General features: G+C 37.5%; 16 protein-coding genes. 3 read left to right on the forward strand and 13 right to left on the reverse strand.

The features are described 5' to 3' along the window. Window positions 1-80: 80 nt before the first annotated feature. The 8 genes from JW886_RS06705 to JW886_RS06740 all read right to left on the reverse strand — a co-directional run bounded on the left by JW886_RS06705 (window position 81) and on the right by JW886_RS06740 (window position 10,783). Window positions 81-962 (reverse strand): ROK family protein, encoded by an 882-nt coding sequence (locus JW886_RS06705; protein WP_012898104.1) that lies wholly within the window; start codon window positions 960-962, stop codon window positions 81-83. A 36-nt stretch (window positions 963-998) separates the two neighbouring features. Then, complete coding sequence (locus JW886_RS06710) at window positions 999-2,426, reverse strand: glycoside hydrolase family 1 protein (RefSeq protein ID WP_205871638.1); 1,428 nt, start codon at window positions 2,424-2,426, stop codon at window positions 999-1,001. A 29-nt stretch (window positions 2,427-2,455) separates the two neighbouring features. After that, window positions 2,456-3,064 carry a YesL family protein gene (locus tag JW886_RS06715; RefSeq protein ID WP_205871639.1) on the reverse strand — a complete coding sequence of 203 codons (609 nt, stop codon included), beginning with the start codon at window positions 3,062-3,064 and terminating at the stop codon, window positions 2,456-2,458. 209 nt (window positions 3,065-3,273) lie between these two features. Next, window positions 3,274-4,725, reverse strand: a complete 1,452-nt coding sequence (locus JW886_RS06720; RefSeq protein WP_205871640.1) for an ABC transporter substrate-binding protein — start codon at window positions 4,723-4,725, stop codon at window positions 3,274-3,276. A 102-nt stretch (window positions 4,726-4,827) separates the two neighbouring features. Then, window positions 4,828-5,748, reverse strand: coding sequence for a carbohydrate ABC transporter permease (locus JW886_RS06725; RefSeq protein ID WP_003130090.1), 921 nt, complete (start codon window positions 5,746-5,748; stop codon window positions 4,828-4,830). 55 nt (window positions 5,749-5,803) lie between these two features. Continuing rightward, window positions 5,804-6,736 carry an ABC transporter permease gene (locus JW886_RS06730; RefSeq protein WP_003130089.1) on the reverse strand — a complete coding sequence of 311 codons (933 nt, stop codon included), beginning with the start codon at window positions 6,734-6,736 and terminating at the stop codon, window positions 5,804-5,806. Next, the gene (locus JW886_RS06735) at window positions 6,733-9,432 is read right to left on the reverse strand and encodes an alpha-mannosidase (protein WP_205871641.1); all 2,700 of its coding nucleotides are present in this window, start codon (window positions 9,430-9,432) and stop codon (window positions 6,733-6,735) included. The genes JW886_RS06730 and JW886_RS06735 overlap by 4 nt, the downstream gene beginning before the upstream one ends. A 34-nt stretch (window positions 9,433-9,466) precedes the next feature. Further along, complete coding sequence (locus JW886_RS06740) at window positions 9,467-10,783, reverse strand: glycoside hydrolase family 125 protein (RefSeq protein ID WP_205871642.1); 1,317 nt, start codon at window positions 10,781-10,783, stop codon at window positions 9,467-9,469. Between the two features lie 215 nt (window positions 10,784-10,998). On the opposite strand from JW886_RS06740, the gene JW886_RS06745 reads away from it, so the two are divergent. Both JW886_RS06745 and JW886_RS06750 read left to right on the forward strand, forming a co-directional pair. Further along, on the forward strand, window positions 10,999-12,036 hold the full coding sequence (locus JW886_RS06745; protein WP_205871643.1) for a GntR family transcriptional regulator: 1,038 nt from the start codon (window positions 10,999-11,001) through the stop codon (window positions 12,034-12,036). Further along, complete coding sequence (locus JW886_RS06750; protein WP_205871644.1) at window positions 12,033-14,186, forward strand: GH92 family glycosyl hydrolase; 2,154 nt, start codon at window positions 12,033-12,035, stop codon at window positions 14,184-14,186. The genes JW886_RS06745 and JW886_RS06750 overlap by 4 nt, the downstream gene beginning before the upstream one ends. A gap of 82 nt (window positions 14,187-14,268) precedes the next feature. On the opposite strand, the gene JW886_RS06755 is transcribed toward JW886_RS06750, so the two are convergent. From JW886_RS06755 to JW886_RS06770, 4 genes are all read right to left on the reverse strand, one after another. After that, entirely contained in the window at window positions 14,269-16,737 is a 2,469-nt protein-coding gene (locus JW886_RS06755) for a phosphoketolase family protein (RefSeq protein ID WP_205871645.1), read from the reverse strand. Between the two features lie 150 nt (window positions 16,738-16,887). Continuing rightward, window positions 16,888-18,312, reverse strand: coding sequence for an L-arabinose isomerase (gene araA / locus JW886_RS06760; protein WP_205871646.1), 1,425 nt, complete (start codon window positions 18,310-18,312; stop codon window positions 16,888-16,890). Window positions 18,313-18,334: 22 nt separating this feature from the next. Beyond that, on the reverse strand, window positions 18,335-19,036 hold the full coding sequence (locus JW886_RS06765) for an L-ribulose-5-phosphate 4-epimerase (protein WP_205871647.1): 702 nt from the start codon (window positions 19,034-19,036) through the stop codon (window positions 18,335-18,337). A gap of 14 nt (window positions 19,037-19,050) precedes the next feature. Then, window positions 19,051-20,652 (reverse strand): xylulokinase, encoded by a 1,602-nt coding sequence (locus JW886_RS06770; protein ID WP_205871648.1) that lies wholly within the window; start codon window positions 20,650-20,652, stop codon window positions 19,051-19,053. A 210-nt stretch (window positions 20,653-20,862) separates the two neighbouring features. Here JW886_RS06770 and JW886_RS06775 point away from each other — a divergent pair, with 210 nt between their 5' ends. Further along, window positions 20,863-22,233, forward strand: coding sequence for a sugar porter family MFS transporter (locus JW886_RS06775; RefSeq protein WP_075525507.1), 1,371 nt, complete (start codon window positions 20,863-20,865; stop codon window positions 22,231-22,233). Between the two features lie 77 nt (window positions 22,234-22,310). Here JW886_RS06775 and JW886_RS06780 read toward each other — a convergent pair whose 3' ends face one another. Continuing rightward, the gene (locus JW886_RS06780) at window positions 22,311-23,090 is read right to left on the reverse strand and encodes an EAL domain-containing protein (protein ID WP_241003748.1); all 780 of its coding nucleotides are present in this window, start codon (window positions 23,088-23,090) and stop codon (window positions 22,311-22,313) included. Window positions 23,091-23,104 lie beyond the last annotated feature (14 nt).

Raw genomic sequence — 23,104 nt, forward strand, 5'->3', positions numbered from 1 at the left:
CTTTTTATGTTTTATTTCGTATAGTATGAGTGAAGGAATTTTCTGTCAGTAAAAAATATTACTGACAGAAAACTTCTAGCTTATTTGTCAGTCTTATTTGCGTAAGTTTGTGAAAAATCTACCGCTGCACCAATTAAGTTGGCAGAATTTCTGAATTCACAAGTTACAATTTCTGGCATAAAAGTCGCTACTTCAATAATTCCCATGATTTTTTGAAGTTGTTTTTGTAGTTCTGGAATTAACCATTCAGCTTGTGAAACTCCTCCTCCAATAATCACTAATTCTGGATCAAAAGAATAAGTCAGATTAAAAATTCCTTTTGCAACATTGTATAGAAAAATATCTTTTTCTTCATTAGCTATTTCATCACCATTAAAGGCTTTTTCAAAGATTTCAATGGCATCAAGAGCTTCTCCTGTGCGTTTATTATAACGCTCAGCCATTCTAATCGTTGTTCCTAATGTTGAAAACGAATGTTCATCATCCATGAGCATAAAGCCAAATTCACCGCCAAAAAGATGTTTTCCATGATGAACTTTCCCATTCATAACAACAGAACCGCCAACACCTGTTCCAAGCACAAGGAGCAAAACATCAGACAAACCTTTTGCCGCACCAAATTTCACTTCGGCAAGCGCCGCACAATTGGCATCATTTTCGATAGAAACAGGTAAACCAAATCGTTTTTCTAATTCAGCATGAATATCAAAATCATGAATATAAGGCAAAGCACTTGCTCCTTCAATGACGCCAGTCGCTTTATTTACTGCTCCTGGGGAACTAATAGCAACACCACAAACATCAGAATTTTCCTTAAATTGTTCAACGACTGCTGTCAGTGATTGATAAAATTGATCCAGATTATCAGGAGTTCCGAAAGCACCTTCTTCTCCTAATTTTCCGTCAGCAAATCTTGCATATTTAATGCTTGTTCCACCAATATCTATTGTTAATAATGACATATTTCTCCTCCAAATTTTCTTATATTTTAACAGAAATCATTGATTGTCTTTTTCTAAAATCGAATCTGGAACTTGTAAAAGTGATGAGTCTGTTAAATTTTTATACCAATAAGCTGATTTTTTTAAAGTTTTCACTTGGGTATGGATATTCAAACTAATCAAACCATAACGATTTTTGTATGAATTACGCCAACTCCAGCAATCAATTGGTGTCCAAACATGGTAACCAAAACAATTGGAGCCTTCTTGAATCGCTTTATGGAGCCAAAAAAGATGTTCTGTTGTAAAAATAATTCGATAATCATCTTGGATTTGGCCCTCTTCATCTTTGAAACGCTCTTCATTTTCTACGCCCATCCCATTTTCAGAAATAAACCAAGGAACATTCCCATAATCTTCTTGAATTCGCTTGGCAATTTCGTAAATGGTTTGTGGATGTATCTCCCAACCTCTGTCAGCATTCATCCGCACCCCACGTTTATTGAATGATGCGTAATATTTGTCGGGACGCCAATCTTGAGCCAAACTATCACTAGAATATTCAGGTTCCTGCACTCGGCTCGGATGGTAGTAATTAACCCCCAAAAGGTCCACTTTATTTTCCTTAATTCGTTTCAAATCTTCTGCTTCCGACTGCCACAAGACATTTTCTTCTTGTAAAAGGCTGACTAATTCTTCTGGAAATTCTCCCTTTATTGATGCATCTAAAAAGAGACGATTTTGCCAAAGGTCTGCTATTTCTGCTGCTTTTAAATCTTCGATTTTTTCAGTTGCTGGATAGGACGGAGTCAAATTTAAAATGATTCCAATTCGTCCTTCAGGATTTTTATTGATTTTTCGGTATTGTTCAATCGCAAGAGATGAGGCGAGTTGCAAATGATAAGCCACTTGAACAGCTTTTTTTCCATCAACCATATCAGGATAATGGAAACCTAATAGATAAGCACACTCAACGACAACCATAGGCTCATTAAAAGTAAACCAATCACTCACTCGGTCGCTGAATTCAGCAAAACATTTTGCTGCAAAACCTGCATATAAATCAACAACATGACGACTTTCCCAGCCTCCATATGTTTTTAAAAGTTCAACTGGTAGGTCAAAATGATTTAAATTAATCATCGGACGAATCCCTTGCGCTATAAATTCATTAATTACAGCGTTATAGAAATCAACCGCTTTTTCATTGACCGTATTCTTTTCTAAATCATCTATCAAACGCGACCATTGAATACTTGTCCTTATTGATTTTAGACCAGCAGCCTTCATTAATTTTATATCTTCTCGAAAGTCATTGAAAAAATTACTGGTTGTATCAGGTCCAATCCCGCCCCAAAAACGTTCTTGATAATGGTCAAAATCATAATCAAAAACATTGTCATGCTGCTTTTTAAAACGTCCTTCGGTTTGTGGGCCACTCGTTGCTGCTCCCCACAAAAAATTTTCTTGGAATTTTAATTCCATTTTCTACTCCTCTCAATAACTCTTCATTTTTACTCTGCTAACTGTTCTTCAACTTTCAAACGCCAAGTTTTTGTCACACTTAAAGAATAAACTTGTAAGAGACCAATCAAACCAAAAAGAATCATGCCTTTAAATTGCCAAGTCAAAACAAAGATAAGGACAATCCCAAATAAAAGTTTTAGATAGGTTTTAAAGCTAATAAAATTTGAAATAAAGCTCATTTTTAATAAGTTTCCAAAACTAATTTCAAATTGACTATCAAAAATCATTGTATATTCAAAAGCGGTCATAAGGTAAGTTAACCCAAAGAATAGAATGAAATCGATCACCAAGAAAAGTAAACCTTGGATTTGTACTGAAAGATATAAATTATAAGCGAGCAAAAGACTCAAAGACGTATAGAGCCAAAAAATGATATTTGCTCTTAAAAAGTTTCGCTTGAAAATTTGATAAGCCTGTTTCACTGAGATTGACTTATAGTCAAAACCATGTTCCAAATACAACTCTGTTACCACTTTAAAGGCAGGACCAAGTCCTAAAACAAACAGCCCTGTGAGCGCTAAGAGCCAAAATATCAAGGTCAATTTAACAACGACCCAAATTCGAATAAAGAATTCTTCTAGTGCTTTTCCAATCATTTTTCTATAACTTTCTAACTTTTATTACTTCATTATAACACTTTTCCAATTAAATGTTAGGGCTTACATTAAACTTTTCAGTACCTTCTCTCAGAGTCTCAGCTCATTAACCTAATAAATGCTAATTTTCATAATAATTCCAATAAAATAAGATCTCCAAACTAGTTTCAAAATGAATTTAGAAAGGAAATCTTGGATTTGTTTACCTCTTATTTATTTTTTAGATAAGCATTATATTGACTTTGCATTTCTTTTTGAACTTTATCGTAACCTGCTTTTTTCAACTCTGCTTTGAGTTTTGGTAAAGTTTGGGTTGGATCTACAGAACCTGTATTCAATTGATCCAAATATTGACTCATCACATTTGATAAGTTAGAAATTTCAGATTTCACTTTTGTTTGATCAAAGGTGAAGCCAAGTAGTGGAGAAACTTTTGCATCTTTGATTGATTGGTCACGTTGAGTAATCATTTCATTGGTAACCGCATCAGTCGTATAAAGAATGGCATTATTTCCTGTATTCCAAGCAGCCATATGTTTTACCCCTTCACTGTATGAAGGAAGCAATTTAATTTTCTTGTCACCCGTTTTTTCCCATTGTTTTCCTTCAACCCCATAAACTAAACCATTTAAAAGATCAGCATCACTATTAATTACTCCTAGTGCTTTTACTGCCTCTTCTTTATGTTTAGATGTATTTGAAACGACAAAGTTAGCCATGCGAGCTTGGTCAGTTGTAATTAAAGGATTAGTTACTGCTTTTGATACAAGGGGTTGTCCAGCCGCTTGAGTCAAAATAGTATCGCCATAATCGTAAGGACCCTGTGTTTCAACACGTGCGAACCAGTTATTTGAGTTCAAATCAAAAGCTGTACTGGAAGTTGCAGCATCAGCAGGAATCAAACCTTTTTTATAATAATCATGCATTGTTTTTAAGCTATCAACATAGGCAGGAATATCATAAACGTTCTGAATCTTTTTACCGTCGCCTGTCGTATCCACTGCAAATGGTAGACTGTTACCGAGGACGTAATCAACATTGGCTGGCGTCTTATAACCCTGACCCACTGCAAAAGCTGCAACATTAGGATCTTTTTTATGGAATTCTTCAATCACTTTTTCAGCAGAGGCAAACGAATCAACGCCGTCAATAGATAAGTTGTATTTATCCAAATATTGCTTGTTAAAGGTAATTACTTGTTGCGCATAGATATTCCCATTTACAGGATATCCATAAAGTTTTCCATTGATTTTATTTCCTTCAATATAAGCTGGATTAAGCTCATTATAAGCCGTTTTAGCATATTTAGGGACTAAATCAGTCAAATCAGCATAGGCACCTTTCGCAGCATTTGTGGCATAATCTTGCGCAAAAGCAATGTCATAAGCTTCACCAGATGAAACGATGACGTTCATTTTTTGAGCGTAATCTCCCCATCCAATGTAACTAATATCCAATTTCACACCAGCTTTTTTCTCAAGAATTTTGTTAGCGTTAGCCATCAATTCTTTGTAATTGTCTGGCTTATCACCAATCTGGTACATGTGTAAAGTTGTTTCACCCGTACTACTTTTTGACTTCGCAGATGAACCACAAGCCACAAGTGTAAAGGCTGCAAGCACTGAGACGGTACCAAGTGCAACTTTTTGATAATTTTTCATTAGAGTATACTCCTTTAGGGTTTCCCCAAATTTTTTAACTTTATTAATGTTTGCGCTTTCTTTAAGCGTCTAAATTTACTCTGCTAAATAAGCAGAGCCTTCTTATTCTTTTACGCCACCAATGGTTAAACCTTTGACAAAATAACGTTGGAAGAATGGATAACTAATTGCAATTGGTAAAGTTGAAATGATAACAATTGCCATACGTGCTGATTCACCAGGGAGAGCCGCTAAACCACCGGCAATCTGTGAGCCTGCCCCTGCATTTTGTGTTAAGAATTGTAAGTTGTTTTGAACTTTCATCAGCAAATATTGCAATGGAATCAATTTATCATTTGAGATATAAAGAAGGGCATTAAACCAGTCATTCCAATAACCTAAGGCTGCAAAGAGGGAAATGGTTGCAATCCCAGGTACCGCTAAGGGAAGAACAATTTGAGTGAAAATTCTAAGTTCACTTGCTCCGTCAATTCGGGCAGATTCAATAATTGAATCTGGAACGGAACGTTTAAAGAAAGTTCTCATCACAATGATGTTAAATGGCGAGACAGCCATTGGCAAAATCAAAGCCCAAATTGTGTCTTTCAATTGCAAAAGATTAGTCATGACCAAGTAATTCGCAATCATCCCAGGTGAGAATAACATTGTGATTAAACAAAAGATAGTGAAGAATCGACGGAAAGGAAAGTTATTTCTAGAAATCGCATAAGCATAAAGTGAAGTTGCTGTAGAATTAATTGCAGTCCCTAGAACCGTAACAAGTACTGTGACAAACAATGATTGCAACATTTTATCTTTCATTTGGTCAAATAAGAAGGTATAAGCATAAAAGCTCCATTCTCGTGGCCAAAAGCTATAACCGAATTGTTGCAACGCCGATTCTTTTGTCAGCGAAATGGCTAAGACAAAGAGGAAAGGTAAGACACAAGAGATTGCAAAAAGTGCAATGACGATATTAAAAACAAAGTTAACTGGACGATTAAATCCTCGAACAGATAATGAGGCTATTTTTTTCTTTTTCATATATTATTAGCTTTCAAGTTTGATAAAAGGCTTGACCTACTAGCTTCCTCCTTTCTTAGAATAATGCTGAATCACTATCAAGTCTGCGAGCAAAGAAGTTTGTAATCATTAGAAGAATAAATCCTACTACTGATTGATAAAGCGCTGCTGCCGTTGCCATTCCTAAGTCACCAGTGTTAGCCAAGCCATTATAGATATAGGTATCAAGGACTTGCGTTACTGGTGTCAAAGCACCTGATTGTCGTGGAACATTATAGAAAAGACCAAAGTCAGCACGGAAAATATTTCCAACGGCTAAGATTGTCAAAATCGTCATCAGTGGAACAACTTGAGGAATGGTAATATTTTTAATCTGTTGCCATTTTGTTGCGCCATCGACCATTGCTGCTTCATAGTAGGTTGGGTTAATTCCCATTACTGTTGCAAAGTAAATAATCGAATTATAACCAATTCCCTTCCAAACACCAATGAAGAGGATGATGAAGACCCAATATTTTGGTTCTTGATACCAATTGACTGGCATTCCTCCATTATGCATAATCATTTGGTTGAAAATTCCTTTGTTTCCTGGTGCCAAGAAGGCATAAACAAAGTAAGAAATAACAACCCATGAAAGGAAATAAGGAAGAAGTGACATCGTTTGATACACTTTTACCAACTTTTTATTCCGTAATTCACTCATGATAATTGCAAACGCAATAGAAATAATCAAGTTCAGTGTAATAAACCCAACATTATAAAGCACCGTATTTCTTGTGATGTCAAAAGCAGCACCGGAAGAAAAGAGGAATTCAAAGTTTTTAAATCCTACCCAAGGACTATTGGTCAAACTGGCCAAAAATCCGTCTGGGTCAATATGAAAATCTTTAAAAGCCACCACATTTGCAAATACTGGAATATAAAAGAAGAAGATCATCCAAATTGCACCCGGCAGAGCCATAATGATCAGTGCTTTATAGCGCCAAATATTCCGAAAAAATTTTTTCATTGATTTTTCTCCTTAATCAATAAAGTCCGGATTTCGTGAGCTGCAATTTGTGTGGGTGCGTCTGCTTCAATTTCATCTTCGAGTAAATTAAGTAAGTTCGCTTCTTCTTCAAGCGCTAAACTTAATGACTGACCAGACATATTGTAGCCTCGTAAAACTAGACCATTATCTGATTCGCGACGTTTCAATGCCGTGATAGCAAATTTATCAGTATCAATTTCTACTATTTTCCCAGCTGACGGTAAAGTTTTTTCTGCTGACGGATTTGTCAGTTCTACCGTTGAAAATGGAACTTGTGCAACATAAGCATGTTGATAAGTTTCATAACGTTCACAAGCCGGTCCATGAAATTCTAAACTATAGTTAAAAGTATGACGCCCTAAAGTTTGAGCCTCTGGTGTCGGGAAGTAACCCCAATCACCAAGTTCTCCAACCCCTCTAAGCAAGGTCAATGCAATGACAGAGCTGTCAGTAATTTCATATTCATTTAAACCAAAATTACCAACAGTTAAACCATATTCTTCATTATGAAAATTGACGAAAGCTTGCTGATGCTGAGGATTTGTTGGATTTTCCCAAGTTTCAGGCATAACATTAGGTCTTGTCACCACTTCATAAATACTGTCAGCTTCGTGATTTTCGCTTGTTAATCCCGCAGGGAACAGCACACGAAGTCTGTGATCTTTCATTTGATTATCAATACTTGTTTCAAAATCAACTTTTTTTGAATTTTTACGTACAGTGATTTTGCTTGTTACCTCTAAAGGCAAAAGTTTATCTGAACGACCAGCATGTCGATAGCGGAATTCCAAAACCTTTTTTTGTTCCTCATCCAATAATTCGTCAGCAGATTCAGGAATCATCAGCACTTGTTTAAGCTGAACTTCGGCAATTTCTGCTCTGTCAGTAATGATTGAAAACTCAACAGGACTGTCAGTAGAAAGAATTGGTTGGGTATTTTTAGGTTGGAAATAGATATATTCATTTCCAATATCACCAGTGTCTTCAAAGACAAGCAAGTCTTTAAAAACTTTATTGAGCGACTTATCAAAAATACTCAATGTTCCATTATGATTAACGGTCAGTTTCAAACTTTCATTTTCAATAGTTTGACCAGAAATCATACTTTCATTGTTACTGACAGAACTGTCAGCAAAGCTGTCAACATCGTCAGTAAGTACCAAATCAAAACTTTCCCAAGAAAAAGCACTCATTTCATTTAAAAATAGTTTCACTTTCACAAATCGTTTCATGTAAGGAACTCGGAAACGATCTTTCGGTAAATCATAATCAAATAAGACTTCTTCTTCACTGATTTCAGCTGGGACTTCTTGACCTTCACGATTGATTACTTTATAAGTTGACTTAGGCTGTGCCTTAAGTTCATCATAAAGCTTTTCAGGAATTCCTTCTTTAAATAATTTACGCTCAAGAACTACTTCAACTTCAGCCTCACCTGTTTTAGAATGTCCAGCTGTATTAAAAACGACAAAAGGATGTTGGCCTTCAAAGTCAATCACTTTAGCGAGTTCAAATAATGCATCCTCAGCAAGATATTTTCCTACTTCATTCGCTTTTTCAAAACGTGTCATCATTTCACGATGAACTTCGTCAACAGAGCAACCACAGATACTATCATGTGGATGATTTTGCATCAAAGTTTTCCAAGCATAAGTCAATTTATCATGCGGATACTCCCCTGTCACCCGATAAGCTAAACTGGCAAGAGGTTCTGTAATATTTTCTAACTGACGCTCAACTTTTGTATTCCATTGTTTGAGATAAACTCGACTCGAAGCCGTATTTGCTAAAGTGTACCAGCCATCAGTTTCCTGTGAGGTTAGTTCCCCTGTTACCGTAGATAAGTTTTCAGGCAAATCTGACCTTACAGCTTCTAAATAAGTTGGCCAATTAGAATGAACAAATTCATAATCTGGGAAAAGTTCATTTGCCAAGCGAATCGCTTTGCTCAAATCTTTCTGAACAGGCTGATGATCCACGCCATTCATCATTAAGAGATGTGAGGTCGAAGCAAATTTTTCAACATCTGCTAATTTTTGATTCCAAAATTCAAGTGCTGCTGCTTTTTCAGCAGGAATTTCATTTCCATTTGAATACCAATTGGCAAATAGAATTCCAAGAATTTTTGTCCCATCAGGACCTTCCCACCACATTTCTGAAAATTGAGAACTATAAGCTTCCTCTGATTGTTCCAAAACTTGGTTATCAAACCCGATGGGCTTCACTCCTCGACCAAAAGCTGCAGCGCTAAGCCCTGCCCCTTTCATCATTTGTGGCGTTTGCCCCATATTCCCAAAAGTATCAGGGAAATACCCCAACTCAACGGGAGCACCCCAACGCTCCGATTCTTTACGCCCAACAAGCATATTACGAACGTTTGATTCAGAACTAATGAGGAAATCATCTTGTAAGATATAAAATGGACCGATTCTCAGTTTTCCAGCTGAAATCGCTGCTTGTACTTCCTCACGACGCTCGGGACGTACTTGCAAATAGTCATCTAAAATAATCGTTTGTCCATCCAAATGAAAGCTATCAAACTCAGGATCTTTCTTGAATAAATCAAGTAAATCATCCACTAAATTGACTAAACGCATATGATGTTCTTCATAAGCCATATACCATTCTCGATCCCAATGACTGTGAGAGATGATATGTACCGTTTTCTTTTTCATAAAGCTCTATCTTTCTAAAACTAATCTCATTAACTTATTTTTTAATTCGGATATCAAAATAATCCATGACTAACTCACAAAACATCATATTAGCCCAGCTAAACCATTCTCTAGTGTAATTTTGTGGATTATTGACATCAAATCCTTCATGCATCAAATGTGTTCCAGCGTCTGTTTCGACCAAATGATTTAAGATTCGTTCTTTTTCGCTCTTATCATTTGTAGTCATTCCTTCCATTGCTAAGGCAATTGGCCAAACATAATTTTCGGGGGTATGACTCGAACCAATTCCTCGTGCATATTTTCCTTCATAGTAATAAGGATTTTCTTTACTCAATAAAGTTTGTCGTGTTTTCAAATAAACTTCATCTTCAGCCTGGCAAAATCCCAAATAAGGAGCTGCAATCAGATTGGGAACATTGCTATCATCCATTAAACTTTTGTTTCCAAGTCCATCAACATCATAAGCCCAAACTTCTTCGCCTTGTTGATTTTTAGTTTTGGCAAATTTCTCAAGTCCCTCTTGAATTTCATCTCTAAGCATCTTTGCTTCATTTGCAATTTCTTCATTAGATAGAAGCTCTGTAAAAATTTCTTTGATATAATCCAAAATAACGACAGCAAACATATTTGACGGAACCAAATAACCATACTCACAAGCATCATCACTTGGTCTAAATCCTGACCAAGTCATGCCAGTGTAGGCTGTCTTGGCTCCTTTTCCATCTCTTATTAAAGTATCTTCATGTCGCTCAGTATCTCGAACAAAATGGTAGGGAGAAGTTTCATGATTTTGTTCTGTTTTAAAGACATTCAAGGTGTTTTTGACTGCTTTGATAAATTCTTCATCAAAATGTTTGGTATAACCTGTATTTTTATAAACTAAGTAAGCGAGTTGAATAGGATAACAAAGGGAGTCAATCTCATACTTTCTTTCCCAAATCCAGCCTTTGTGTTCATTAAAGTTGGTATGGTCTGTCTGATGCCCAGCAAAGTTTTCACTTTCGTTGAAAGCATTAGCATAAGGATCCAGATTAATATATATCATTTGTTTTTTTACTAAACCAACAATCAAATCACGAATTTCTTCATCTTCACGTGCAAGTACCAAATAAGGTCTCATTTGAGCTGTCGAATCTCGTAACCACATTGCTGGAATATCACCTGTTAAAAGAAAGGTAGTCCTATCATCATGCACTCTTAAAGTAGTTTCAAGTGTGTTTGAGAAAGAATGATTAAAGTTTAGGGCCCACTCTTTATGTTCTTCTCCACAAAGAATTGTTATGTCATTCATAAACTTTTCAACAGATTTTGAAATATTTGCTTTCACTGCATCTCCTTTTAAATTCATTTGATATATCATTTAAGGCTATTTTAATATAATTTATTTTGTTTTGCAAGCGCTTTTTTATTAAGTTAGGGTTAATTTTGTCACTTTTATTTATTTTTTCTGAATATTTTTTCTCATATGACGCTTTTTATGGCACATTCTCATCCAAATACTTGTTTTTTTATAAGAAAAGAGTAGAATATGATATATCAAATAAAATACAAAGGGATATTTCTATGAGCTTACCACTCTATCAGCAGATTTCCAATGATTTAAAGGAAAAAATTATCGCTAAAACATTTAAATCAGGAGACCAGCTCCCCACTGAAAAAGAACTCTCAGAGACTTATTCAGTGAGTCGCATTACCGCAAAACGAGCGCTTACTGAATTAGAACAACTTGGGCTTGTCAGTAGAACACGAGGAAAAGGAACTTTTGTTCAAGAATTAAATAAAAACCATACCAAACTATTAAAAAGAGTGCTCTTCATTATTCCTTTTGAAGGAATGTCATTTGGAGATTTCACGCAAGGTTTAGTTCCTGCTTTAAAAGTTGAAAACACAACCGTATTTATCACATATGCAAGCTATCTTAAAGAAAATACAGCGGAGGATATTAAAGAAAATTTTGACGGTTTAATTTACTATCCAATGTATACGGAAGATTATTTAGATATCTTATTAGAACTTTCACTACAAAGCTTTCCTGTCGTTCTTTTAGATAAACAAATTTACGACCTCGGATTTCCTTGTGTTTCCTCAGATAACTTTAATGGAGGTGAGCAAGCCGCTCAAGCGCTCTTAAACTTAGGGCATAAACGAATTGCTTTTGTGGCTAGTAATGATACCCATCATCCCCAAACAACAAGAAATCGATACTTAGGCTATGTCAAAGTTTTAAAAGAACAAGGAATCAAGTTTCATACTACGCTTGATGACTCACTTTACACCGAAAGTTCTGTTTTGGAACTCATTCATAATGAAAAAGTCACAGGACTTATCTGTGAAAATGACTTAGTCGCTCTTCAAACTATGAAGACTTTACAAGATAGCCATTTTTCTGTTCCAAATGATATATCAATTATAGGTTTTGATGATATTCAAGCGGCAAGCCTATCAAATCCGCCATTAACAACCATTGCTCAAGATTTTATTGGCATGGGAAGAATCGCTGGCGAACTGCTTTTAGACTGGATTAAAAGCGGGCAAACCCCAAAAGATGTCAAAGTTCCAATCAATTTAATTAAAAGAAAAACAACTGAGGAGTTGAAATGAAGATAAACAAAATTGATACCCGTCATGGTACTGCTAACCAATCCACTTTTTCACATGGGAATTGCCTTCCTTACACTGGTTTTCCTTGGGGAATGAATTATTTTGCCCCTTCAACCGGTGCTGCTCGTGGGGCTTGGTGGTTTCATCCAGAAGACCGCACCTTTGAAGGCTACCGAATCACTCACCAACCCAGTCCTTGGATGGGAGATTTCTCACATTTGACAATGACGCCTGTTGCGGGTCCTTTGCCTGAAACTTCCTTGTGGCACACAGTAAGTTCATACCGTCCAGAAGAATCAACTTTTAATCCAACGCAACTCAAAATTACTCAATTACGTTATCAGATTACATCTCAGTTAATTCCATCAATGTATGGTGGAATTCTATCAATGAATTATCAAAATTTAGGCCTCAAAGATAATGGCTTGATGCTTCATCTCCCCGGTTCTTATGAACTTCAACAACTTGACGATTACAGCTTAGAGCTTTCAATTATTAATTTTGCTGGTTGTGAAGATGAAAATTTTACTTTTTATCTCAAATTTACTGCTGACCAACCTTTTGTTTTAAGTGGAAATTTATCTGATGAAGATTCTTCTGTTCGCTTAGATTTCAAAGCAGCAAAGCAGGTCCAAATCCATTTTGCTACTTCTTTTATTTCCAAGGAACAAGCCGCTCTTAATCTGGAGCGTGAACAAGATAATTCAGCAGAAACATATCTGGAAAATGCTGAATCTGCTTGGAATAACCTTTTTTCACGTATCGAAATTGAGCATCATAATCAACAAGATGTTTCCACTTTCTATCACAATCTTTATCGCTCATTTCTCTTTCCACAAACTTTTTATGAATTTGACCAAGAGCATCAAAAAATCCATTACGATACCAGCTCTAAAACAGTCAAAAAAGGCCCGCTCTATACAAACAATGGCTTCTGGGATACTTTTCGAACAGTCTATCCGCTTTATAGTCTAATAGCCGTTGACGAGTACGGTGATATGCTCGAAGGCTTCCTAAATTCTTATCGTGCGACTGGTTTTCTTCCAAAATGGCTTTCTCCTGATGAACGCGGTCTAATGCCTGGAACCTTGATAGACGCCGTCATTGCTGATGCTGCAAGTAAAAACATTCGACCTGATTTGATGCCCGAGTTTTTGGAAGCAATGAAAAAAGGAGCCACAAGTCAATCTGAAAACGCTAATTACGGCCGTCGTGGAACCAAAGATTATCTAAAACTTGGTTATGTTCCGCTCACTCACCATGAATCTGTTAATCACACTTTAGATTACGCATTTTCTGATTATTGTATTTCGCAAGTGGCGAAACAAACCGGTGACAAAGAAACTTCAGACTTCTATGCCCATCACGCAAAAAACTATCAAAATATTTTTGATTCTGAAACTGGTTTTATGCGAGCAAAAGATGCTGACGGAAATTTCAGACCTGACTTTTTAGATATTCGTTGGGGTCGTGATTATGCAGAAGGTTCTGCTTGGCAGACTTCTTGGTCAGTTCTTCATGATTTTGCTGGATTGATTAAACTACATGGTTCAAAAGAAAATTTTGAAAACAAACTCATCGAGCTTTGCAACCAACGACCAAATTTCAATGTTGAAGGATACGGTTTTGAAATTCACGAAATGAGTGAAATGGCTGCTATCGAATTTGGACAAGTGGCTATCTCAAATCAACCAAGTTTCCATTACCCATACCTTTTTAGCTACATTGGTAAACCTTGGATGGCTACGCCTTTAATCAAAAATTTACTGACAGAAACATTTAATGATAGTCCGAAGGGCTATCCTGGTGACGAAGATAATGGAACCATGGCAGCTTGGTATATTTTTTCAAGTTTAGGATTCTATCCAGTCACGGCTGCTTCTGGTCAATACGTTCTTGGTATTCCCCTCTGGGATAAAGCCACAATCAAGTTATCCTCTGGTCAGAGCTTGACCGTCCTTGCAACTCCTAACGCAACACAGCAAATGTTTGTCAATGCAATCACATATGATGACGAACCGGTCAGCACTACTTTTATTAAACACCAACAACTTTTGAGCGGAGGAACGCTCAGTTTCGAACTCGGTATCGTTCCTCACCCACATCGTTATACGGCCGATCAATTACCTTACTCTCTGACGAAGCCCTAAGTTTCATCAAGCATCTTCAAAATTCACTGACAGCCCTGTCAGTAAAAAAACACTTGATTCAAACGATCAAGTGTTTTTTTACTTATTTCTTCAAATCAGACCAAGTCCAATCAGTGAACTCGGGAATATCTACCCCATCATTACGGGTAACTTCAAAGTGTTTATCAAGAATTCGCTTCATCTTATCAATGAATGCTTTGGCCAGAGCTTGGTTAACCTTACGATCGACATAAAGCACTTGCATCGCATCCATCGCTTGATGGAAACGGTCCAGCTCAGAATAAACACGCATATCATAGGTCGTTGTAATGTCACCATCTTCCCGGTAACCATGAACAATCAAGCCTTGATGCCCTCTTTGGTAAAAGATAGATTCAATCAAATCTTCATAGCCATGGAATCCAAAGATTACTGGCGTTCCTGAAGGACCAAAATATTTTTCAAACTCAGCATCCGAAAGTTGTCGTTCTTGGTTCAAAGCGCCTTTTTTCTTTTGTAAACGACCAAGTTCAACCACGTTGACATACCGGAATTTCGCTTGTGGGTAGACTTCATTAACAAGATGTAAAGCCGCGAGTGTTTCGATTGTAGGTTCAGCCCCTGCCGAAGCAAAAACCAGATCAACTGCTTCGCCTTCTTTGGCGGTAGAAGCCCAATCAATCGTTGCAATTCCGTCAGTTGCCAATTTTTGTGCCTCTTCTTTAGTAAACCATTGTTGACGAGGTTGTTTAGAAGCCACGATGTGGTTAATCTTGCTCCGATCTTGAAAAGCACGGTCAAAGACAGCAAGCAAAGTATTCGCATCTGCTGGGAGATATTGCCGGATAAAATCAGATTTCTTTTCCGCCAAATGCGTCAACATCCCTGGATCTTGGTGAGTATAACCATTATGGTCTTGTTGGAAAACCGTTGAAGTCGAAATCACATTGAGCGAAGGATAATCATGACGCCATTTTTGATCAGCAGCTTGACGAATCCATTTGAAATGTTGCGTCAACATTGAATCTACAACGCGCAAGAAGGATTCATAACTTGCAAAAACACCAGTACGTCCTGTTAACGTGTAGCCTTCAAGCCATCCTTCTGCTTGGTGTTCTGAAAGCTGTGAATCTAAGATCCGACCTTCTGGTGCAATAAATTCATCATTTGGGTTTTTGATGACTTGCATCCATTGACGATTGGTCACTTTAAACAACTCCCAGAAACGGTTAGACATTGTTTCATCAGGTCCAAAAAGACGGAAACGTGTTGGATTTAATTTCACAATTTCTGCAAAGTATTTCGAGAGCACGTTCATGTCCATATTATCGTTTGTTTCAGGAAGCAATTTACCGCGATTTTCTGCAGTGATTGGATTAGCGAAATCCTCCCAATTAGGAAGTTTCAGATTTGAACGATCTACGCCACCATTTGTGACTGGATTCGAAGCCATACGCATTTCACCTTCTGGTGCAAAATCACGCAATTCCTTTTTAAGTGAGCCGTCCGTATTAAATAATGTTTCAGGATGGTAAGAATTCATCCACGCTTCAAACTCGGGAAGAGTTTCCATGTTTTTTGATGAAAGTGGCAATGGCACTTGGTGCGCACGGAAACTATGCTCAATCGGCATCCCTTTTCCATCATATTTAGGTCCCGACCAATCATTATATCGTGGGCCGCCCCATCCTTTAGGCAAACGTGCAATTATAATTGGCCATGCTGGAATTTCTCCATTTTGATAGCGACCATGTTCACGCGCATCTTCTTGAATCTGATGAATGTCATCAATCGCTTTATCAAAAACTTCCGCTGCGAGTTTATGGTAAGCCATATAGTCATGGATGTCTTCATTCTCGATATAACGAGGAGAATAACCCAATCCTTCGAAAAATTTGCGAATATCAACATCAGAAGTACGTGCAAAAAGTGTCGGATTAGAAATCTTAAAGCCATTTAAATCCAAAATTGGCAAAATAGCACCATCGTTCTTAGGATTAATAAATTTAATCGAATGCCAGCTTGTCATCAAAGGACCCGTTTCTGCCTCACCATCACCGACCACCGCAAATGCGATTTGTTCTGGTTGATCAAGAATTGCACCCGTAGCATGAGAAAGCACATAACCTAACTCACCACCTTCATGGAGTGAACCAGGAGTTTGAGCTGTCATATGTGAACCAATCCCCCCAGGAAATGAGAACCGTTTAAATAAGCGAGACATCCCTTCCAAGTCTTGTGTAATTTCTGGATAAGCTTCTGTATAGCTCCCGTCCAAGTATGCAGGGACCACCATTGCTTGTCCCCCATGACCAGGGCCACCAAGGTAAAACATTTTTTGATGATACTTGTTAATCAAACGGTTAGCATGAGCATACAAGAAAGTTTGACCTGATACTGTGCCCCAGTGTCCAATTGGGTTTGCTTTCAAATCTTCAGCTTTAATAGGTGTCCCTGTAACTGAAAACAAAGGGTTACTTTTTAAGAAAATCATGCCCGCACCAAGATAAGTCGCTGCTCGCCACCATTTATCCAACTTTTCTAAATAAGCTTCTGAATTATAATCTGTCATTCTATTTCCTCCATTTACTTCATTGTAACCCATTTTTTATCACTATTCTATTATTTTATTCTTCTATTTACTGGGAAATATTGCTATTTTTCCTCAGCAATCCCTAAAACACCTTAACCTAAAAAGAGGAGGCACGCCTCCTCTCGTTCATTAGCTAAGATTAACATGTGTTAAACCAAATAATGCACAGAGATCAGCAAGCTGTTGTGTATCTACTACAAAAGATAAGACAGTATGATGTCCACCACCAGCTCTTAGCCATTGTTCAGCACCTACTTTCAAGCCTTGTTTAGGTGTCCAAAGTTGTTTAGCAACAGGTAAAAATGGAGTTTCAGCTTCAGGCTTATTGCCTTTTACTTCATAAGAAATAAGTTTAAACTCATCGCCATAGTCAGCCATGGTCACATCCACACCATCACCAACCATCCCAGTAAAGACAAGACGGGCAGGATCAGCTTTTCCACCAATATCAAGAGGATGAACTTCTACCCGCGGTTTATCTGAAGCTATACTAGGATCTACTTCCAACATGTGAGAGCCGAGAATAGCCTCGTGTCCCTTACGTAAGTCCAGCGTGTAGTCTTCCATAAAGACAGTTTGTTTATTATGCGCCATAATTTTCAATAAACGTACAAGAGCTGCAGTTTTCCAATCCCCTTCACCAGCAAAACCATAACCATCAGCTAAAAGCATTTGCGCAGCAAGACCTGGTAATTGTTCCAATCCCGTCAAATCTTCAAAATTTGTAGTGAATGCACTATATCCTTTTTCATCCATAAATTTTTTAATAGCAATATATTCACGAATTTGATATTTAACATGTTGTTCAAATTTTTCAGCGCTATTATGACCCTCTACATAGTCATATTTTTCTTGAAGTGCTTCGTAAAGCTCAGCTACTTGTGCTTCTTCCACACCCTTCACATACTCAACTAAATCTCCAACTCCCCAATAATCCACGGTCCAGCCAAATTTGATTTGAGCTTCAACTTTGTCTCCATCAGTTACTGCCACATCGCGCATTTTATCAGCAAATGTTACGACTTTTATTTTATAAGATTCATTATAAGCTACGGCAACATTCATCCATTTTGCAATCTGTTGCTGAATCGCTTCATCTTCCCAGTGTCCAAAAATAATTTTATTATTTTTTTTCAAACGTGCATTGATAAAAGCATATTCACGATCACCATGGGCAGATTGATTCACATTCATATAATCAAAATCAATTGTATCGTAAGGAATATGGTTCAAAAATTGGGTCGCTAAATGAAGCAAAGGCTTGGTCAAAAGTTGCGTCCCACGTATCCAGTTTTTAGCTGGGGAAAAAGTGTGCATCCAAGTTATGACACCTGCCACTTCATCATGATAATTCGCTTCTTTCATAACTTTTGTGATGTTATCTGCTGTTGTAGCTACAAGCTTAAAGACGATTGGATAAGGCAAAGCATTTGATTTGTTCATCTTATCTACGATTTCGCGCGCGTCTTTTTCAACAGTACTCAAGGCTTCAGGACCATACAAAAATTGTGAGCCAGTGATAAACCAAAATTCTTTTTGTGTATTTTCTAACATTTTTCTACCATCTTTCTTTAAATTATTTCATCTTTTGTCCGTAATATGCATCTTTGCCATGCTTACGTGAATAATGTTTGTCTAAAATGCGTTGAGGTAAATCTGGGGCATAACTATTAATTTGCCGTGCGAATATATTCATCTTGCAGACATTTTCAAGAACAACAGCATTATATACTGCCGCCTCCACATCTTTTCCCCATGTAAATGGACCATGCCCATGTAACAACACTGCAGGAACATCCAGAATCCCCAAACCACGTTCCTTAAAAGTTTCGATAATGACATTTCCCGTTTCATACTCGTAACCCTGATCAATTTCCTTTTGGCTTAAGTACCTTGTACAAGGCACAGGTCCATAAAATGTATCAGCGTGTGTTGTTCCCATCGCAGAAACATCAACACCAGATTGAGCCCAGGCCGTAGCCCAATTGGAATGCGTATGGACAATACCGCCAAGTTCAGGATAATTCTTATAAAGCACCGCATGTGTTGGTGTATCTGAAGAAGGATTTAAACTTCCTTCAATAACCTTCCCCTCTAAATCAACAACAACCATATCGGAGGCTTTTAATTGATCATAACTTACTCCACTTGGCTTAATGACAAAATAGCCTGTTTCTTTATCAAAGGCACTCGCATTCCCCCATGTAAACTCCACCAGATGATGCTTTGGCAGTTCAAGATTCGCTTTTAAAACTTTTTCTTTTAAGGCTTCTAACATTTCCTCTCTCCTTATTATGAACGTAATTTTTCGACAGCTACACGCTCAATCTCAAGCCCAGTTTGATAACGCGCAATGAAATCATCATAGGCTCGCTCATCTTTTTCGAGGGGCTGGAGTGTAACACAGGGAGCGTCAGCAAAAACTACTTGATTTAAATAGTCGCTCAAGCAGTTAGAGTGACTGGCTTGAAATGCTGCAAGAACTGCCATACCCCAAGCACCACCCTCTCCAGCGGTTTCCATTACTGTAATTGGCTTTTGAAGTGCCGCAGCTAAGATTTGTTGGCCAACTCGGGGTGTTTTAAATAAGCCACCATGCCCAACTAGTTCCTCAATAACAATTTTTTCTTCTTTTAATATATCCATTCCGATACGCATTGCACCAAATGCACTGGACAGATGAGTTCGCATAAAATTTGCTAAGTTAAAATTGCTGTCAGGTTGTCGGACAAATACTGGCCGCCCTTCACTGATCCCAGTAATATTTTCGCCAGAAAAATAACCATAGCTCAATAATCCACCTAAATCTTCATCAGCCTCTAAAGCCTTATTAAATAACAGTGTAAATATCTTTTCACGATTAACTTCTAAACCAAGACTCGCTGTGAACTCTTCAAAAAGTTTAATCCATGCGTTGATATCAGAAGTACAATTATTGGCATGCACCATAGCAACGAGATTTCCTTCGGGTGTTGTAACAATGTCTATTTCTGGATAAACCTTTGCTAAGGGCTTTTCAAGAACAATCATGGCAAAAGCTGATGTCCCTACAGAAACATTTCCTGTTCGGACTCCGATGCTATTCGTAGCAACCATTCCTGTTCCAGCATCTCCTTCAGGTGGACAAAGAGGAATACCAGGTTTGAGACTTCCTGTAGGATCAATCAAATAGGCGCCTTGCTCACTCAATACACCAGCTTCTTCGCCAGCTAACAAGACCTTTGGTAAAATAGTTTTCAAATGAACAGAGTGATGCATTTTTTTTAAATTTTCTTCAAATTTATTAATGAGGTGCTCGTCATAGCTTTTTGAAAGATTATCAATCGGAAACATCCCAGATGCATCTCCTATTCCTAAAACCTTTTTACCAGTCAGTTGCCAATGAACATAACCAGCCAAAGTCGTCAAATAATCGACTTGATCGACGTGTTTTTCATGATTAACTATCGCCTGATAATAATGCGCAATACTCCAGCGCTCTGGAATATTATGTTCAAAAAGTGACGTTAGTTGCTTTGCTGCTTCTTTTGTGGTTGAATTTCGCCACGTTCTAAAAGGGACAAGAAGTTTACCAGATTGATCAAAAGGCATATAACCATGCATCATTGCACTAAATCCGATTGAACCAACCTTTTCTAAAAGAAGTCCATACTTCTCATAAACCTCCGTCGCTAAGGCCCGATAACTTACGCGTAATCCTTTCCATATTTCTTCGGTTGAATAAGTCCAGTAGCCTTCGACAAACTGGTTTTCCCACTCGTAACTCCCAGATGCAATCGTGTGAAATCGTGAGTCAATTAATACTGCTTTGATACGTGTTGAGCCAAATTCTATCCCTAAATATGTACGTACATCAACAATATCAAGCATTTCTTCTGCTTTAGAAGCTTCCATATCTTCTCCTATCCATGATGTTTTGCTATTTTATTAGCGCTTACAGGATAAATGATAGCACTTACGTACGGACATGTCAAGAATAAATTTCAAAAAAATTAAAAAAAGCTTGACATGTACGGACACAAATGTTAAAATGAAACCGCTTAGAACATAGCGCTTACATTAAACTTGTTTACACACCCTTATCTAAAGGAGATTTTCAACAGCATGAAAACTAATAAAAAAATTTCGGCTTCTTTTATCTACTTTTTTGGAGCTTTTGGCGGTATTTTGTTTGGTTATGACATAGGAGTTATGACCGGAGCACTCCCCTTTCTTCAATCCAGCTGGGGCCTAACTGATAATGCTACGATTATAGGATGGATTACTTCATCAGTTATGTTTGGCGCAATTTTTGGAGGCGCTGCTGCAGGATTATTATCTGATCGACTGGGACGGCGCAAGATGATTTTGATTTCTTCGCTTATCTTCATGGTAGGTTCCTTACTTTCTTCTCTTTCACCGCATCATGGTCAATATTATCTCATTATTGTTCGGATTGGTTTAGGTCTAGCCGTTGGAGCAGCTTCTGCACTAGTGCCTTCTTATATGTCTGAAATGTCACCTGCTCATATCAGAGGACGACTCTCCGGAATCAATCAAGTTATGATCGTATCGGGTATGCTTCTCTCTTATATCGTTGACTATTTTTTGAAAAATCTAGGAGCCGATATTGCTTGGCGTATCATGCTGGGTGCTGCTGCAGTACCTGCCCTTGTCTTGTTCTTTGGTGTACTCGCTTTACCAGAGTCACCTCGCTTTTTAATAAAGTCTGGAAAAATAGATGAAGCCAAACAAGTATTAAGCTACATTCGTAAACCAACTGAAATCGACCACGAGATTAAATCTATCCAAGATACCGCAAAACAAGAAACGAACGCTTTGGCTTCTACAACCTGGGGAACGCTTTTTACCAGTCGCTACCGCTACCTAGTTGTAGCTGGTTTAGGTGTAGCTGCCTTTCAACAATTTCAAGGGGCCAATGCTATCTTCTACTACATCCCTTTGATTGTCGAAAAAGCTACTGGACACGCAGCAAGCGAAGCCTTAATGTGGCCAATTATTCAAGGAATCATTTTGGTCGTGGGAGCGCTTTTCTTCTTAGTCATTGCTGATAAATTTAACAGACGGACTTTACTACGAATTGGCGGGACAATTATGGGTCTTTCCTTTATTCTACCCGCCATTATCAATCTGATTATTCCTAATTCTAGTCCGATGATGATTGTCTTCTTTTTATGTATCTACGTCGCACTTTATTCCTGTACCTGGGCACCTTTGACATGGGTATTAGTTGGGGAAATTTTTCCACTCGCGATCCGAGGTCGTGCTTCAGGACTTGCATCGTCATTTAATTGGATTGGCTCATTCCTTGTGGGATTGCTTTTCCCAATTATGACCGCCTCTATGAGTCAAGAAGCTGTGTTTGCCATCTTTGGTATTATCTGCTTACTAGGAGTGCTCTTTATCCAATTCTTCGTGCCTGAAACACGTGGTCACACTCTTGAAGAAATCGAATTAAAGGCGAACAACAAATAAAAAAACATCTTTAAAAGACGCTTTAAAATGATCATAAAGTAAGTAAAGAACCTGCTATGGGAGTAGCAGGTTCTTTATCATTCAGAATGAGGTCTATCAATCAGGTATCCTTGTCTATTATCGATTTCTAGCTTGTCTGCTAGTAATAAATCGTCCTCGTTTTCAACCTCTGTAATATCTATTTTTTTATTCTTTTTTCTAATTAGGCGACTCCAATCCCCCATATTCATCTCAAGCCACTCATTATCAGTCTTTTTGTGAAAATTAGAAAGTGGAACTTTTACGCCATGTATATCATTTAATAACCACTTCACTTTTTTATAATACGCTTTAGATGGTTGAATTTTTTCCAATATAACAGCTACATTTAGCTCCCTGCTAAGCTTTAAATTTTTCTTGATTCTTATTTTTTTTAACCAGTTTACCTCACTATACCCTTGCATATTAAATTCTATTCTTAGCTCCATCGGATAGCACTCGCCTTTAACCCATCTAATAAAATACTCATAACGGGGGTCAGCAAATTGTTTTAAACTGATGTTAATAGCTAAAAAACTTGAAGGATGTTTCGTTTTAATAAAACTTTTATGAAGAAGAAAGATGACTTCACGCAGCGTGAACTTATCAATATCATCAGGAAATATCCACTTCCCCGTTTTCGTATCAAACTTTCTGAGCAAGGCCTCCACACCTGATGTCTTACCATCACTGTCAACTATAGATTGAAAAAAGAAGGTATAATCTTGTACATTTTCCATTGTCTTCGGGTAGATTGCGTTTTGTCTTTTGGCCCAAAAATAGCTCACCGCTATGCTTATTAAACATAAAGCGATGAAGATTATAGTAATAAATGACATTATTTCGATTAGCA

This window comes from Lactococcus taiwanensis (assembly GCF_017068355.1).
Classification (GTDB): domain Bacteria; phylum Bacillota; class Bacilli; order Lactobacillales; family Streptococcaceae; genus Lactococcus; species Lactococcus taiwanensis.